The organism is Mycobacterium asiaticum (genome assembly GCF_001673365.1).
Classification (GTDB): domain Bacteria; phylum Actinomycetota; class Actinomycetes; order Mycobacteriales; family Mycobacteriaceae; genus Mycobacterium; species Mycobacterium asiaticum_A.
Genome location: NZ_LZLS01000099.1, coordinates 16,279 through 31,587 on the forward strand (window position 1 = coordinate 16,279; position 15,309 = coordinate 31,587).

Sequence of the window (15,309 nt, forward strand, 5' to 3'; positions counted from 1 at the left end):
TCCCGCCCGCCCCGGTAGTCAGTTACGCACAGGCGACTGCTCGCGCAATATCGCGAAGGAATGGCCGGGAAGCCGGGTCGTCTCCGCACCGACGTCGGGTTCGGCCCAGGCCAGCACTAGGTCACCAACCACCGGCACGTTCACCGGTTCGGTGCCGAGGTTGCAGGCGATCGCCAACCGGTTGCGCCGCAGCACAATCCAGCGCTGGTCTTCGTCGTAGTCGACCACCAAACGGTCCAGCCAGGGATCAGCCAGATCAGGCTCGTTGTGCCGCAACGCGATCAAGCTGCGATACAGCTCGAGCAGTCGGGCGTGCTCGCCTGAGGCCGGCTCGTCCCAGTTCAGTTTGGAGCGCTCAAATGTCTGCGGGTCCTGCGGGTCGGGGATGTCTTCGGCGTCCCAGCCATGTTCGGCGAATTCCGCTTTGCGTCCGTCGCGGGTAGCCTGCGCCAGTTCGGGTTCGGGGTGGGAACTGAAGAACTGGAACGGCGTCGTCGCTCCCCATTCTTCGCCCATGAAAAGCATTGCGGTATAGGGTGATCCGAGCACCAGGGCGGCCTTGACCGCCAGCTGGCCGGCGGTCAGGTTCTGCGACGGCCGGTCGCCGAGTGCGCGATTGCCGACTTGGTCGTGGGTGCAGGTATAGGCAAGCAGTCTGGTGGCCGGGATACCGGTCGGTTCGGTGATGTCCAGTGGACGCCCGTGCCGTCGCCGCCGGAACGACGAGTAGGTAGCGGCGTGAAAGAACCCGTGCCGCAGCGTCTGTGCCAGCGCCGCCAACGTGCCGAAGTCGGCGTAATACCCTTGTCGCTCGCCGGATACCGCGGTGTGGATAGCGTGATGGATATCGTCGGCCCACTGCGCGGTGAGGCCGTAGCCGCCCCGGTGACGCGCGGTGATCAGCCGCGGGTCGTTGAGATCGCTTTCGGCGATCAGCGCCAGTGGACGACCCACCTGCCTTGACAGATAGTCGGTTTCGGTCGCCAGTTCCTCGAGAATGTGCACGGCCGTGACGTCCACCAGAGCGTGCACCGCGTCCAGTCGCAGTCCGTCGGCATGGAAGTCGCGCATCCAGCGCAACGCGCACCCGATGATGTAGCGGCGCACCTCGTCGGAGTCGACGTCGGCGATGTTGATGCCTTCGCCCCACGGGTTGCTCGCCGACGACAGGTACGGGCCGAACCGCGGAAGGTAATTGCCTGACGGGCCAAGGTGATTGAACACCGCGTCGATCAGTACCCCCAGGCCGCGGGCGTGGCAGGCGTCGATGAATCTGACCAGTCCGTCCGGGCCGCCGTACGGTTCGTGCACGCTGTACCAGAGCACGCCGTCGTAGCCCCAACCATGCGTGCCGGCAAAGGAATTGACGGGCATCACCTCGACGAAGTCGACGCCAAGATCGACCAGGTAGTCCAGCTTCTCGATGGCTGAGTCGAACGTGCCGGCCGCGGTGAAGGTGCCGATGTGCAACTCGTAGATGACCGCGCCGTCGATTGGCTTGCCGGGCCAGTCGGTCCTGGACCCCTCGGCTGGCGCCCACAATTGCGAACGTTCGTGCACGCCGTCGGGTTGGCGCGGTGATCGCGGGTCGGGCAGCACGGTGTCGGCATCGTCGAGCAGGAAGCCGTAGCGGGCGTCCGGTGCGGTGTCCACCGTTGCGTGCCACCAGCCGTCGTCGGTGCGGGTCATCTCGTGCACCGTGCCGTCGACGTCGAGCCGTACCACCTCGGGTTTCGGCGCCCAGACCCGAAATTCAGGCATGATCGCGCTCCAGCAGCACCACCGGCAGGTCGGCGAAGAGCTGAGCGGCAGCCGTCGGTCCGCTGGACATGGCGCCGGACAGCCGGTCGGTCCAGGAACCTTCCGGCAGCGGCAGTACCGTGTCGCCCCAACCGGTTTCGGCCAGCCGCATCGTCCAGCGCGTGACCGCAACCACGATGTCGGGGCCGCGGCGGAAGGCAACGATGTGATCGCTGGCCTGGCCCACAGCCAATATGGCGGCGTAGTCGCCGTGCTCGAAGCAGTCCGGGCGCGCCCGGCGCAGCCGTAGTGCGGTGGTGACGACACGAATCTTGGGGTGTTGCAACGCTTTTAGCGCGGTCCTGCGGGCGGCGTAGTCGACCTCGCGGCGGTTGTCCGGGTCGACCAGGCTGTCGTCCCACAGTTCGGTGCCCTGGTAGACATCTGGGATTCCGGGCACGGTCAGAGCTAGCAGCTTCTGGCCCAGGGCGTCACTGGCGGCGTGCGGATGTAGCTGACCGACGAGTTGGGTGAGTTCGTGAGCCACCGGTCCGTCCAGCACGGTGTCCAGCCACCGGTGCACGGCGTCCTCGAACTCGCTGTCCGGGTCGTTCCACGAGGTATGCCAAGCCGCCTCCCGAATGGCCTTCTCCGCGTAGGAATGCAGTCGTTCGCGGAGCGTCTCGGTGACCGCTCCGCTCATCGGCCAGACACCGAAAATGTTTTGCCACAGGAACTGTCCGGTCGCGGGGTCGGGCGAGGGTGCTTGGATTTCCCAGCGAGCCAGAAACTCCGTCCACAGCGACGGCACCTGTGACAGCACGCCGATCCGGGCGCGCACATCCTCGCCGCGCTTGGTGTCGTGGGTGGTCAGTGTCGTCATGGCAGCGGGCCACAGCCGCGCGCGGGTGGCGGCACTTTGATGGAACTCGGCGACACCGACACCGAAGCGGTGCGGTTCACCGCCCACCTCGTTGAGCGACACCAGGCGGGCATCGCGGTAGAACAGGCAGTCTTCGACCGCCTTGGCGGTAACCGCACCGCACAGCTGTTGAAGTCGGGTGGCCGGTTCAGCGCTGGCGGACACAGCGGCAGCCAAAATAGCCAGTGCCGGCCCCAATTCGGGTCGCTCGGCCTGGGTTTCGGCCAGTGCCGCCGGCAGCATCGCGGACAGTCCGCGGTAGTCGCAGCGGTAGACGTCGATGTGGGTCAGTAAGGCGGACACTGCCTCTGGTAACAACGCGTCATCGGCGCCGACGGCCGCGACGATGCTGCGTCGCAACCGGGCCAACTCACTGGCCAGCGTGTCGGTCGCCGCGTGAATCTTCAGCTCTTTCAGCAACTTCGGCATCGCGGCGTAGTCCACCCCGGTGGACTCCACCAACGCGGTCAATGCGTCGGCCCCGTCCGGGTCGACAAAGACTCCGCCCACCTCGCGCAGCACGTCGTAACCCGTGGTCCCGGCCACCGGCAAAGTGGGTTCCAGCGCCTCGTCGACCCCCAAAATCTTCTCTATCACGATCCACGCCTCGGGCCCCAGCAGTTCGCGCAGCCACCCCAGATAGCCTGCGGGATCGGCCAATCCGTCCGGGTGGTCGATCCGCACCCCGTCGACCAACCCCTCGCGGACCCAGCGGGCCACTTCGGCATGGCTGGCGTCGAACACCGCACGATCCTCTTGGCGCAGCCCGGCCAGCGAGGTAATGGAGAAGAACCGGCGGTAGCCCACCACGCCACGCCGCCACCCGACCAGCCGGTAGTGCTGGCGCTCATGCACTTCGGGGCCGGTGCCGTCCCCGGTGCCTGGGGCAACCGGCAGCGCCAAATCACCCAGCCGCAGCATGTCTTGCTCCACGCTCAAATCCGCGACGTCGTCGTCGGAACCCAACAGCGGCAACACGATTCGTCCCGACTCGTCCAGTGCCCAGTCGATATCGAAGTACGACGCGAACTGTGAATCCGGTCCGTGCCGCAAGACATCCCACCACCAGGCGTTCTGCTGCGGGTCGTCGATGCCTACGTGATTGGGTACGACGTCGACGATCAGGCCCATGCCGCGATTGCGCGCCGCCGCCGCGAGCCGGGCCAGACCGTCGGGACCGCCGAGGTCTTCGGAGACCGTGGTGGGGTCGGTGACGTCATAGCCGTGGGTGGATCCCTTGGCAGCGGACAGAATGGGGGACAGATACAGGTGCGATACCCCAAGATCGTCGAGGTAGTCGAGCAGGTTCTCCGCGTCGGCAAACGTGAACGCGAAGCCGCTGGACGCGCCGCGCAATTGCAGACGGTAAGTAGCTGATACCGGAAAAACCATGTGTTACAACGTCTTACGTAGAATTATGACGGAGCGACCGGCCAGCGCGATTTCGTCGCCCTCCTCGACGACCCGCTCGGTGGTCCCAGTGGGGCTGGTGGTGTCGAGTTCCACGGTCCACTGCTGTGCATAGTTGCCGGTGGGCATGACGAAGGTGACCTCCTGGTCATGGGCGTTGAAGCACAGCAGAAACGAGTCGTCCACGATGCGCTCGCCGCGGCGATTGGGTTCGGGCAGCGCCTCGCCGTTGAGGAACACCGCGATGCTCTTGCCGAAGTCGTTGTCCCAGTCCTGCGTAGTCATCACCTGACCGGCCGGGGTCAGCCAGGCGATGTCGTGCACTTCGGCATCGCTGCGGACCGGCTGGCCCTTCAAAAATCGGCGTCGTCGAAACACCGGATGCTTCTTGCGTAGCCGGGTCACCTTGCGGGCAAAAGCCATCTGGTCGGCGTACTCCTCGAGTAGCGACCAGTCCATCCAGGACAGTTCGGAATCCTGGCAATAGACGTTGTTGTTGCCGAACTGGGTGCGGCCGATCTCGTCACCGTGAGAGATCATCGGGGTGCCCTGGCTGACCATCAACGTCGCCCAAAAGTTGCGCATCTGCCGGCAGCGCAACTCGGTGATCTCCGGGTCCTCGGTTGGGCCCTCTACACCGCAGTTCCATGAGCGGTTGTGGCTCTCGCCGTCGTTGTTGTCCTCGCCGTTGGCCTGGTTGTGCTTTTCGTTGTAGGACACCAAATCACGCAAGGTGAAGCCGTCATGAGCGGTAACGAAGTTGATGCTGGCGCTGGGCCGCCGACCGGTCGCCTCGTACAGGTCCGACGAACCGGTCAGCCGCGAAGCGAACTCGCCCAGGGTCGCGGGCTCGCCCCGCCAGTAATCGCGCACAGTGTCGCGGTATTTCCCGTTCCATTCGGTCCACAAACCTGGGAAATTACCGACTTGGTAGCCGCCCTCACCGATATCCCACGGCTCGGCAATCAATTTGACCTGGCTGACCACCGGGTCCTGTTGCACCAGGTCGAAAAATGCCGAAAGCCGGTCGACATCGTAGAACTCGCGGGCCAGGGTGGCGGCCAGATCGAACCGGAAACCGTCGACGTGCATCTCGAGCACCCAGTAGCGCAGCGAGTCCATGATCAACTGCAAAGTGTGCGGGTGGCGCACGTTGAGGCTGTTGCCGGTGCCGGTGAAATCCTTGTAGTGGCGCAGATCCCCGTCGACGAGTCGGTAGTAGGCGGCGTTGTCGATGCCGCGAAAGTTGATGGTCGGCCCCAGATGATTGCCTTCGGCGGTGTGGTTGTAGACGACGTCGAGGATGACCTCGATGCCGGCTTCGTGGAACGTGCGCACCATCGACTTGAATTCGGCGACGGCACCGCCGGGCTTGCGGGTCGCCGCGTACTGATAGTGCGGGGCCAGAAAGCCGAATGTGTTGTAGCCCCAGTAGTTTCGCAGACCCAGATCCAGCAGTCGGTGGTCGTGCATGAACTGGTGCACAGGCATCAGTTCGATGGCGGTGACATTCAGCGACTTCAGATGATCGATGATCACCGGGTGCGCCAGTCCGGCGTAGGTGCCGCGCAATTCGTGCGGGATCCCGGGATGGCTCTGGGTCATGCCCTTGACGTGGGCCTCGTAGATGATGGTCTCGTGATAAGGCGTGCAGGGCGCCCGGTCTGAGGCCCAGTCGAAGAACGGGTTGATGACCACGCTGGTCATGGTGTGGCCCAGCGAGTCGACCATCGGGGGAGTTCCGGTCTCCGACGGGCCCACCGCGGCGACGCTCAGGTCATAGGAGTACAACGCCTGACCGAAATCGAAGTCGCCGACAAATGATTTCCCGTATGGATCCAGTAGCAGCTTGCTCGGATCGCAGCGGTGCCCGGCCGCCGGATCGAACGGACCGTGCACCCGAAATCCATAGCGTTGCCCGGGCGTGACGTTAGGCAGGTAGCAGTGCCAAAGATAGCCGTCGACCTCGTCAAGATTGATCCGCGTTTCGGTGCCGTCGCGGGCGATCAAGCACAGCTCGACCCGATCCGCGACCTCGGAGAACAACGAAAAGTTCGTGCCGGCACCGTCATACGTGGCTCCGAGGGGAAATGGTGTTCCGGGCCATACCGTCGCAAGTGCGGGTGAGGTGTCGGCGCCGTCATATGCACTCTCGGTCCCGCGCTCGGTCCAAGCCATCACTAGACCTTAACCGGGTCCGGGGCGACGGGTCGTGTCACCACCAACCGGTGACCGCCGCGATCTGCCGTCCCAGTTCGGGGGCCAGTGTGCGCATGTAGGTCGGGGTGAGGTGGTGGGGATCCCGGTAGATCAGCACGTTTCCCTCGACCGCACGGCAGAACTCGGGCCGGCATATCGCGTCGGACAGGTCGAGTGGCTTCAGCAGCGGGAACTGCGCCACGAAGTCCAGCGTGCCATTGTGATCGGACAACAGTTCTGAGCGCTTGATGCCACAGGAGTTGGCGTCTTTCGCCTTGGCCAGGCAGTCGGCGGGATTGTAGGGTTGGCCGTCCTTGACCAGCCACGGGGTGTCGCGGACCGCCAGGATCGGAATGTTGTTGTCGGACAACGTTTGCCAGATCCCGATATAGGTTGCGGGCATCACGTCGCCCGGCCTGATATTCCACGGCCGCGTCGAGGTGGTGAACACGTAGTCGGGACGGTCGGTGACGAGTTTGGCCATCGTGGTCTCCACCCATTCCCGACACTGCGGGTAGGGGGCGTTGTTACCCATGATCAGCGGGACTTGTTCGGTGGACAGCGCGCAGCCCATCTTCAGATACGTCACCACTTTGAAGTTGTGGATCCGGCCGAGCAGGTCGAGTGCGGGCAGCCAGTGTTCGGCGTGCGAACCGCCGGCCAGCGCGACGGTGCGCGGCGCATCGGTATCGCCGTAGATGCAGTTGACCACCGCCGGGTTGACGAAGTCGCTGATGCAGCCGTCCTGGGTGGACGCGGGAAGGTCTTCTTTGACTTCGAGCACGGTGGGCCGCATCCGCAGTTTGGGCACCCGGACGTGGTTGACCAATGCGCGCGCGCCGGGATAGTCGTTGGCGCTGAGGCCACTGAGTTCCTTGCCGCCGGCACGTTCGGCGACGAGGTGCTCGCGCCAGCTAAACGACGTCGCCGTCAGGGTGACGCCCAGCAGCACCACCACCGACCCCAGCGCAATGGTCGGACGGCGCAGCCGCTCTCGCCACGGAGCCGGCGTGGCCGGTTGAGCGCTGGCGCGATAGCGCAGCGGGTCCTCGACGTGCCGGGTGGTCAGGTAAGCCAGCACACCAGACACCAGCAGAACGGCCAGACCCTCCCCGAAGTTGGTTTGGTGGTTGCCGGTGTAGGCGAGCCAGAAGATGAGCAGCGGCCAGTGCCACAGGTACAGCGAGTAGGCCATCGCCCCTAGCGTCACCAACGGCCGCACCGCCAGCATCCGGTTGGGCAGGGGCATCCGGCCGCGGGTGCTGGGGTCGGCCCCCATGTTGGCCCCGGCCATGATCATCAACATCGCGGCGCCCACCGGCACCAATGCCCACGGACCGGGGAACTCCTTGACGCCGTCGATCAGCGCGCCGCAGGACAGGATCGCCGCCAGGGCGATGGTGGCGACCACCGTGCGCAGCCACATCGGCCAGCGGATGTAGGGCACCAGCGCACCGACCAGCGCGCCGAGCAACAGTTCCCAGCCCCGGGCAAAGCTGTTGTAGTAGGCGGTCGGCTGGTAGGCCTGGTGGGCGATGATCGCGTAGCCGAACGACGCTACGGTCAGCACGCTCAGCAGCACCACGAACACCGTCCGCAGGTGCTTGCCAAGGGGCCGCAACAGATACGCGCAGCCGCCGATCAGGAGTAGAAACGCCAGGTAGAACTGGCCCTGCACCGACATGGACCAGATGTGCTGCAACGGGCTGACCGACTCGCCGGCGCGCAGATAGTCCGCGGCCGAGTTGGCCAACTCCCAGTTCTGGTAGTAGCCGAGGCTGGCCAGGCTCTGGTCGGCGAACGTCTCCCAGCGGGTCTGCGGCTGGATCAGGATGGTTAGCAGAGCGCACCCGGCCAGCACGACCACCAGCGCCGGCAGCAAGCGGCGGGCCAGGCGGAAGAGTTCGGTCGGCGGCGACAACCGCTCGCCGAGCGCGGCGCGCAGCATCTTGCCGCCGAAGAAGAAACCCGACAGCGCCAGGAAGACGTCGACGCCGCCGGACACCCGGCCGAACCAGACGTGGAAGACGGCGACCAGCGCTATGGCGATGCCCCGCAGGCCGTCCAGATCGTGGCGGTAAAAGCCCGATGTCCGCGTACCCATTTCACCCGACGTCGAGGTGTCAGGCGGGTTTGGCGGCGGTGTCAGCGTCTGCATGGTCACCGCTAACTTACCCAAAGCCGCCACCGGCTCTGGGGGAGCAAGTGGCGGCCTGTCGAGAAAAGGTCGTGCGGTTTACCGGGGAGTCGTGACCACGCCGGGGGGCGGTACCAGCTGCAGCGGCGCCGTCGGTGTCGGCACCAGCGGAGCCGGCGCCTGCGGGACGACCTGCTGTAACGGTGCCTGCTGGGTGGGCACCTGCTGCAGTGGCGCTTGCTGTGTGGGCACCTGCTGCAGGGGTGCCTGCGGGGCGGGCACCTGCTGCACCGGCGCTTGAGGCGTGGGTAGCTGTTGCACTGGGGCCTGCGGGGCCGGCACCTGTTGCACCGGAGCCTGCGGAGCCGGCACTTGTGCAGCCTGCTGCGGTGCTTGCTGGGTCGGCAGTTGCTGCAATGGAGCCTGCTGCTGCTGAATCGGCGCCTGCTGAACCGGGGCCTGCTGCGTCGGTGCCGTTTGAGCGGGCGCCGACGGGACCGTCTGGGTACCGAGGATGCGGACCAGGTACGGCGCCATGTTGTTGCTGCGTACCGGGGAGACCTGGACGACGTCGCCAACCTCGAGCATCTGCCCGTTGCCCAGGTACATCGCGACGCTCTGGGTGCCTTCGGGACCGTAGAAGATGAGGTCGGCTTTGCGTGCCTGCTGGGGAAGGACCCGCTCGCCGACCCGGTACATCTGGCCCGACGATCGCGGCAACTTGAGCCCGGCGCCGGCGTAGGCGTACTGGATCAGACCCGAAGCGTCGAAGCCCACGGTGTTGATGCCGGTGCCGGTGCCGCGGGTGGGGCCGGTGACGCCACCGCCGGCCCAGGAGAACGGGACGCCGCGCTGGGCGAGCCCGCGTGCGATCACGGTGTCGGCCACCTGCTGGTAGTCGTTGGTTCGGGAGTAGGGGTCCGCGGAGGCGATCGCGGTGGCGGTCGCCATCGGCGCCACCAACATGACCAGACCGATCGCGAAGGCGTAGACGCGATTCATATCCGTTACCTCGTTTTCTGGGACCTGAGGCCCCTATCTCGGCGCGGTTGCCCGCGCCTCCCGCCTGCCTGGCAGCAACGATCGGCCGCCACATCGGGGCCGAGCGCAGCTGGATGAAACCTAGTTTGGAACTAGGCGGTTAGTCCTCTGTTTTCACACCAGTCACTACAGACACTTTGACAACAGAGAGTAGCGACCACCAGGGGCGCGAAACATTTTTTGTCGGACCGTGACCGGACGGTGACTGGGACGGCCAATCCCGTGACGGCAGTTGTGATTTCGCTCTCAAATACGATGCCGCCGCGTGATGTTCACGGTGCGGCTAATGCCCGTAGGTGGCGCTGAAATCCGTCAATGCGCGACCCAGGACCGACGCCAAACTGAGGACTCCGACCGAGACGACCGGCCAGAACGACATCAGCCAGCCCTTCAGCAGCGACACGAACGGCCCCACCAACGCGGCGGTACCGGCCGCGCCGATACCGCCCCACACCAGTGGGTAGATGTAATAGTTCAGGCCGAACGGCACCAGCGGGCAATCGTCGCCCTGGCAGACATTTTCGGTGAAGGCGAACAATCGCGTCGGCCAACTTGTCATGGTGACCGCAACGACCAGTAGCCCCAGCAGCACCAGCATGGTGACCACGTCCCAGGGGACCAGTCGCAGCCTGATGATCCGCGGTTCGTCGCTCTCGGGTACCTGCGTCACACCGGCGTTCCGGTCCGCGGTCGGGGATTCATCCGGGACAGCCATGGCATGCATGCTTCCCGATGACGGGCCTTTCCGCGACCGATACGACGCCCGCGGCGCGGCTGAAGTGCGCATGTACTCTCGGCTCCCATGGCATGGGGCGGCGCATCGAGAGCCAGGCTGACGCCCGCGCAGATCAGCGCGATCGACGCTGCTCACCTGTGGCACCCGTACAGCACCATCGGCAACGAGGCGATACCTCCGGTGGTGGCGGTTGCTGCCCGCGGGGCCTGGCTGACGCTGATCCGTGACGATCAGCCCGTTGAGGTGCTCGACGCGATGAGTTCCTGGTGGACCGCCATCCACGGCCACGGCCACCCCGATCTGGACGCGGCGATGACCGCCCAGCTGGAAACCATGAACCACGTCATGTTCGGCGGCCTCACCCACGAGCCGGCTGCCCGGCTGGCCCAGCTACTGGTCCAGATCACCCCGTCGGGCCTACAGACGGTGTTCTTCAGCGACTCCGGTTCCGTGGCGGTGGAGGTCGCGGTGAAGATGGCGCTGCAGTACTGGCGAAGTCTTGACCAGCCGGGCAAGCACCGGCTGATGACCTGGCGCGGCGGCTACCACGGTGACACGTTCACGCCGATGAGCGTCTGCGACCCCGACGGCGGAATGCACTCGCTATGGACCGATGTCCTGGCCGACCAGGTGTTCGCTCCGCAGGTGCCGCGGGACTACGACACGGCCTACAGCGCGGCTTTCGAAGCGCAACTGGCCGAGCACGCCGACAAACTGGCCGCCGTGGTCGTCGAGCCCGTGGTCCAAGGTGCCGGCGGGATGCGCTTTCACGACCCGCGCTACCTGTCCGATCTGCGCGACATCTGCCGGCGCCACCACGTGCTGTTGGTTTTCGACGAGATCGCCACCGGCTTCGGCCGCACAGGTGAACTGTTCGCCGCCGACCACGCCGGGGTGAGCCCGGACATCATGTGCGTCGGCAAGGCGCTCACAGGCGGTTATCTGAGCTTGGCCGCGACCCTGTGTACGACCGACATCGCGCACACCATCAGCTCGGGTGCGGCCGGCGCGCTGATGCACGGCCCGACGTTCATGGCCAACCCACTGGCTTGCGCGGTGTCAGTGGCCAGCGTCGAACTGCTGCTCGGCCAGGACTGGCGCTCCCGAATAGCCGAGCTCGCCAAGGGACTCAGCGCCGGGCTGGAACCGGCCCGCGAACTGCCGGGGGTGACCGACGTACGGGTGTGTGGCGGCATCGGCGTCATCGAATGCGACCGACCGGTGGATCTGGCCGTAGCCACCCCCGCGGCGCTGGACCGCGGCGTGTGGTTGCGACCGTTCCGCAACCTGGTCTACGCGATGCCGCCGTACATCTGCGAGCCCGCCGAAATCGCACAGATCACCTCGGCGATGGTGCAGGTCGCAGGCCTCGTAGGCTGAACCTCTATGCGCGCACCGATCGACACCACACCGCTGGCCTGGCTGGCGACGGTGGAAGAGCAGCGCCGGGCGGCCGGGCTGCGTCGTTCGCTGCGGCCCCGACCGCCGGTGAGCACCGAACTCGACCTGGCCTCCAACGACTACCTCGGGCTGTCCCAGCACCCCGAGGTCATCGAGGGCGGCGTCCAGGCGCTGCGTATCTGGGGCGCGGGATCCACCGGGTCTCGCCTGGTGACCGGCAATACGGACCTGCACGAGGAATTCGAGGCGGAGTTGGCCGACTACGTCGGCGCGGCAGCGGCTCTGGTGTTCTCCTCGGGTTACACGGCCAACCTCGGTGCCGTCGTCGGGCTGTCCGGTCCCGGTTCGCTGCTGGTCTCGGACGCTTACTCGCACGCCTCACTGGTCGACGCCTGTCGGCTGTCCCGGGCCCGGGTGGTGGTGACTCCCAACCGCGATCTCGGCGCCGTCGAGGCCGCGCTGCAATCGCGGGAGGAGCACCGCGCCGTCGTCGTCACCGATTCGGTCTTCAGCGCGGACGGCGCGCTGGCGCCGCTGCGCGAACTGCACGAGGTGTGCCGTCGGCACGGTGCGTTGCTGATCGTCGACGAGGCCCACGGCCTCGGAGTGCGCGGGGGCGGGCGCGGGCTGCTGTACGAGGTCGGGCTGGCAGGTGCCCCGGACGTGGTGGTGACCACGACGATGTCCAAGGCACTGGGCAGCCAGGGCGGCGTGGTGCTTGGCCCGGCTGAGGTGCGTGCCCATTTGATCGACGCGGCGCGCCCGTTCATCTTCGACACCGGGCTCGCTCCCGCGGCGGTGGGTGCGGCGCTGGCCGCGTTGCGTCTGATGAAGGCTGAGCCGTGGCGGCCGCAGGCGGTGCTCGCGCATGCCGCCGAACTGGCCCGGGTCTGCGATGTTCCCGGACGGCCCGAATCGGCGCCTCAAACAGCGCCCCAATCAGCGGTGGTGTCAGTGATTTTGGGTGATCCCGAGGTCGCGCTGGCCGCCGCCACTGCGTGCCTGGATGCCGGAGTCAAGGTCGGCTGCTTCCGGCCGCCGACGGTGCCCGCCGGCACATCGCGGCTGCGGCTGACCGCGCGGGCTTCGCTGAGCCCCGATGAGCTCGACTTGGCGCGGCGGGTGCTCGGCGACGTGCTCTCCGGTCTGCGCCGTTGACGGTTCTGGTCGTCACCGGGACCGACACCGGTGTCGGAAAGACAATCGCCACCGCCGCTTTGGCCAGTCACGCACGTCAGCTCGGCATCGACGTGGCGGTGTGCAAACCCGCGCAGACCGGTATCGCCGACGGTGACGACGACCTAGTCGAAGTCGGCCGCCTGTCCGGGGTGACCGAGCTCGCTGGGTTGGCGCGCTATCCGCTGCCGATGTCGCCGACCGCCGCCGCCGAGCACGCCGGGATGACGCTGCCCACCGGCGACGAGATCGTCGGGCTGGTTCGCGGCCTGGACCGCCCCGGCCGATTGACGCTCGTCGAAGGTGCCGGCGGACTGCTCGTTTCACTGGCCCAGGACGGAATCTCCCTGCGCGAGATCGCCGTGGACCTGGGCGCGGCGGTCCTGGTGGTGGTGCGCGCCGGTCTGGGCACCCTCAACCACACCGCGCTGACATTGGAATCGCTTGCCGCACAGCGTGTTCCGTGTGCAGGATTGGTGATCGGTAGCTGGCCACAGCGGCCGGGTCTGGTGGAGCGGTCAAACCGATCCGCGCTGGACGCGCTGGCTCCGGTGCGGGCCGCGCTTCCCGTCGGAGCGGGCTCGGCCACGAGCTTTGCGGCGATGAGCGCGGCGGCCTTCGACAGCGACTGGGTCAAAACACTGGTCGGCTGATGGTGCATTCGATCGAGTTGCTGTTCGACGCCGATACCGAGGTCGCCTTACGGCAGATGTGGGACAAATTGGCCGGCGCCAAGATTGCTGCCCGGATACCGCCCGGGCGCCCGCACGTGACGGTGGCCGTGGCGCAACGCATCGACGCCGACGTCGACGGACTGCTGACTTCGGTGGTGCAGCGGCTGCCCTTGCGCTGTGTGATCGGTGCGCCGGTGGTGTTCGGCCGGCGCGAGGTGGTGCTGACGCGGCTGGTGGTGCCGTCCCGGGAGTTATTGGATCTGCACGCCGAGGTTCACCGGGTCTGCGGCGCGCACTTCGTGCCCGAACCGATGGTAAACAGCCTGCCCGGGCAATGGACGCCACACGTCACTTTGGCCCGCCGCCTCGATGGCGACTATCTGGGCCGCGCGGTGAGCATCGCGGGGAAGCCTGCCCAGTTCGACGGGCAAGTCGCCGGGCTGCGCCGCTGGGACGGCGACCAGCGCGTCGAATACATGCTCAGCTGACCGGTTGCTCGGACGTCCTGGCCTGATCCACTCGGGCGCGCCGGTCGTCGATGGTGCGGCCCAGATCCTGCAGCAGCGCCGGATTGCCCATCACCAGCTCGACGAGGTGGTCGCGCTCGATCTGCAGCGCGGTGAGCTCTGTAATGGCTTGCGCGTCAAAGAAATTGGGCTGGCGGGTCAGCGCGGTGACGCCGACGAATGAACCTTCGTCCAGGGTGCCCACTGTCACCGGGATCCCGTCCGGCCCCTCGGCCGTTAGTCGGATGCTGCCCTCGATCAGGAACGTCATCTTTTCGGGCACTCGACCCGCATGCTCGATGATCTCGTCCGCGCCGTATCGCACAATCGTGGCCTGCGAGATCAGGGACCGCTGATCGGAATGGCTGAGCCGCAACGTCGGCGCCACAACCGTGCGCAAGGCCTTCTCGATGCGCTGGGGAGTGTTGAAATCGTCGTCCTCGCCATTGAGATGTAGACCCTCGCGACGCGCGGCGTACCACAGCCAACTCAGGAAGGTCGCTTGCGCGGCGGTGTCGTCGGCCGGCGAGCGCAATGCGATGGTGACGCGGTACTCCGCGCTGCCGACGGGCACCGACGATGCGGGGACCTGGGTGCGGCGCTGGGGTAGAGCGTTGGCGATTCGCGTCAGCAGTTCACACACCCGGTTGGGTGGGTCGGCCGGTGAAAAGGTCGTCGTGATCACCAGTCGGTGTCCTCCCGGCGGACGGCTCAGATTGGTGAACGAGGTGGTGGCCAGCACCGAGTTCGGGGTGATTTGCAAGCCGCGGCCGGTTTGAATGTGGACCGCACGCCAATTGGCCTCAACGATCTGGCCCCGCGCGGCCGGGGTATCCAGCCAGTCGCCGATTCGGAAGGGTTGTTCGAACAGCATGAACAGGCCGGACACGATCTGGCCGACGGAATTTTGCAGCATCAGACCGATGACCACCGACGTCACACCGAGGGCGGTGAAGATGCCGCCGACACGCACGCCCCAGACAAAGGACAAAATCACTGCCAGCCCGGCCCCGATCAATAAGAACCGGGTTACGTCAAGGAATATGGCCGGTACCCGCTGCCGCCACGATCCCTGCGGCGCCCCCTCGAACACCGTCGCGTTGAGTCCGGACAGCAGCAGCACCAGCAGCACGAAGCCGAAAACCGTGCCGAGCAGGCGGACCGAGGTGAAGTCGGCCGGCATCCTGGCCACTTCGACGAGCAGCACCAGCAGCGCGCCCAGGGGGACCAGATAATTGCGCAGCAGCAAAACCGGCCGGGCGAGATGGCTTTTCGTGCGGACGAGGCTGTGGTGCCACTCGGTGAGCCCGATCAGCAGCAGCGGCAGTCCGATCACCACAGCGGCGGCCCACCAGAGTGTCAACATG

At 66.3% G+C, this 15,309-nt stretch carries 10 protein-coding genes and 1 pseudogene; 4 read left to right on the plus strand and 7 right to left on the minus strand.

The annotated features are described in order from the left end of the window. Positions 1 to 18: 18 nt before the first annotated feature. From treZ to A5634_RS11295, 6 genes and pseudogenes are all read right to left on the minus strand, one after another. Entirely contained in the window at positions 19 to 1,761 is a 1,743-nt protein-coding gene (treZ, locus tag A5634_RS11270; RefSeq protein ID WP_065144130.1) for a malto-oligosyltrehalose trehalohydrolase, read from the minus strand. Next, entirely contained in the window at positions 1,754 to 4,054 is a 2,301-nt protein-coding gene (gene treY, locus A5634_RS11275; protein ID WP_065144131.1) for a malto-oligosyltrehalose synthase, read from the minus strand. The genes treZ and treY overlap by 8 nt, the downstream gene beginning before the upstream one ends. Positions 4,055 to 4,057: 3 nt before the next feature. Next, entirely contained in the window at positions 4,058 to 6,250 is a 2,193-nt protein-coding gene (gene glgX / locus A5634_RS11280; RefSeq protein ID WP_065144132.1) for a glycogen debranching protein GlgX, read from the minus strand. A gap of 37 nt (positions 6,251 to 6,287) precedes the next feature. After that, entirely contained in the window at positions 6,288 to 8,429 is a 2,142-nt protein-coding gene (locus A5634_RS11285) for an acyltransferase family protein (RefSeq protein WP_065144193.1), read from the minus strand. A 315-nt stretch (positions 8,430 to 8,744) separates the two neighbouring features. After that, positions 8,745 to 9,410: pseudogene (ripD, locus tag A5634_RS11290) on the minus strand (NlpC/P60 family peptidoglycan-binding protein RipD); the annotation flags it as partial. 322 nt (positions 9,411 to 9,732) lie between these two features. After that, positions 9,733 to 10,164, minus strand: a complete 432-nt coding sequence (locus tag A5634_RS11295; protein ID WP_065144194.1) for a hypothetical protein — start codon at positions 10,162 to 10,164, stop codon at positions 9,733 to 9,735. Positions 10,165 to 10,251: 87 nt separating this feature from the next. On the opposite strand from A5634_RS11295, the gene A5634_RS11300 reads away from it, so the two are divergent. From A5634_RS11300 to A5634_RS11315, 4 genes are read left to right on the plus strand one after another with little or no spacing between them, the layout of a single operon-like run. Further along, on the plus strand, positions 10,252 to 11,565 hold the full coding sequence (locus A5634_RS11300) for an adenosylmethionine--8-amino-7-oxononanoate transaminase (protein ID WP_065144134.1): 1,314 nt from the start codon (positions 10,252 to 10,254) through the stop codon (positions 11,563 to 11,565). 6 nt (positions 11,566 to 11,571) lie between these two features. Beyond that, positions 11,572 to 12,744 carry an 8-amino-7-oxononanoate synthase gene (locus A5634_RS11305; protein WP_065144135.1) on the plus strand — a complete coding sequence of 391 codons (1,173 nt, stop codon included), beginning with the start codon at positions 11,572 to 11,574 and terminating at the stop codon, positions 12,742 to 12,744. Beyond that, the gene (gene bioD, locus A5634_RS11310; RefSeq protein ID WP_065144136.1) at positions 12,741 to 13,415 is read left to right on the plus strand and encodes a dethiobiotin synthase; all 675 of its coding nucleotides are present in this window, start codon (positions 12,741 to 12,743) and stop codon (positions 13,413 to 13,415) included. The genes A5634_RS11305 and bioD overlap by 4 nt, the downstream gene beginning before the upstream one ends. Further along, positions 13,415 to 13,924, plus strand: coding sequence for a 2'-5' RNA ligase family protein (locus tag A5634_RS11315; protein ID WP_065144137.1), 510 nt, complete (start codon positions 13,415 to 13,417; stop codon positions 13,922 to 13,924). Before bioD ends, A5634_RS11315 begins: the two co-directional genes overlap by 1 nt. Here A5634_RS11315 and A5634_RS11320 read toward each other — a convergent pair. After that, positions 13,917 to 15,308, minus strand: coding sequence for a mechanosensitive ion channel family protein (locus A5634_RS11320; protein ID WP_065144138.1), 1,392 nt, complete (start codon positions 15,306 to 15,308; stop codon positions 13,917 to 13,919). The genes A5634_RS11315 and A5634_RS11320 overlap by 8 nt on opposite strands. Position 15,309: the final 1 nt, after the last annotated feature.

Bases quoted from the DNA above. Each gene is read 5' to 3' on its own strand.
- A5634_RS11295 (WP_065144194.1), bottom strand. From the start codon at position 10,164: ATGGCTGTCCCGGATGAATCCCCGACCGCGGACCGGAACGCCGGTGTG.
- A5634_RS11305 (WP_065144135.1), top strand. From the start codon at position 11,572: ATGCGCGCACCGATCGACACCACACCGCTGGCCTGGCTGGCGACGGTG.
- A5634_RS11315 (WP_065144137.1), top strand. From the start codon at position 13,415: ATGGTGCATTCGATCGAGTTGCTGTTCGACGCCGATACCGAGGTCGCC.
- treY (WP_065144131.1), bottom strand. From the start codon at position 4,054: ATGGTTTTTCCGGTATCAGCTACTTACCGTCTGCAATTGCGCGGCGCG.
- glgX (WP_065144132.1), bottom strand. From the start codon at position 6,250: ATGGCTTGGACCGAGCGCGGGACCGAGAGTGCATATGACGGCGCCGAC.
- A5634_RS11300 (WP_065144134.1), top strand. From the start codon at position 10,252: ATGGCATGGGGCGGCGCATCGAGAGCCAGGCTGACGCCCGCGCAGATC.
- A5634_RS11320 (WP_065144138.1), bottom strand. From the start codon at position 15,308: ATGTTGACACTCTGGTGGGCCGCCGCTGTGGTGATCGGACTGCCGCTG.
- A5634_RS11285 (WP_065144193.1), bottom strand. From the start codon at position 8,429: ATGCAGACGCTGACACCGCCGCCAAACCCGCCTGACACCTCGACGTCG.
- treZ (WP_065144130.1), bottom strand. From the start codon at position 1,761: ATGCCTGAATTTCGGGTCTGGGCGCCGAAACCCGAGGTGGTACGGCTC.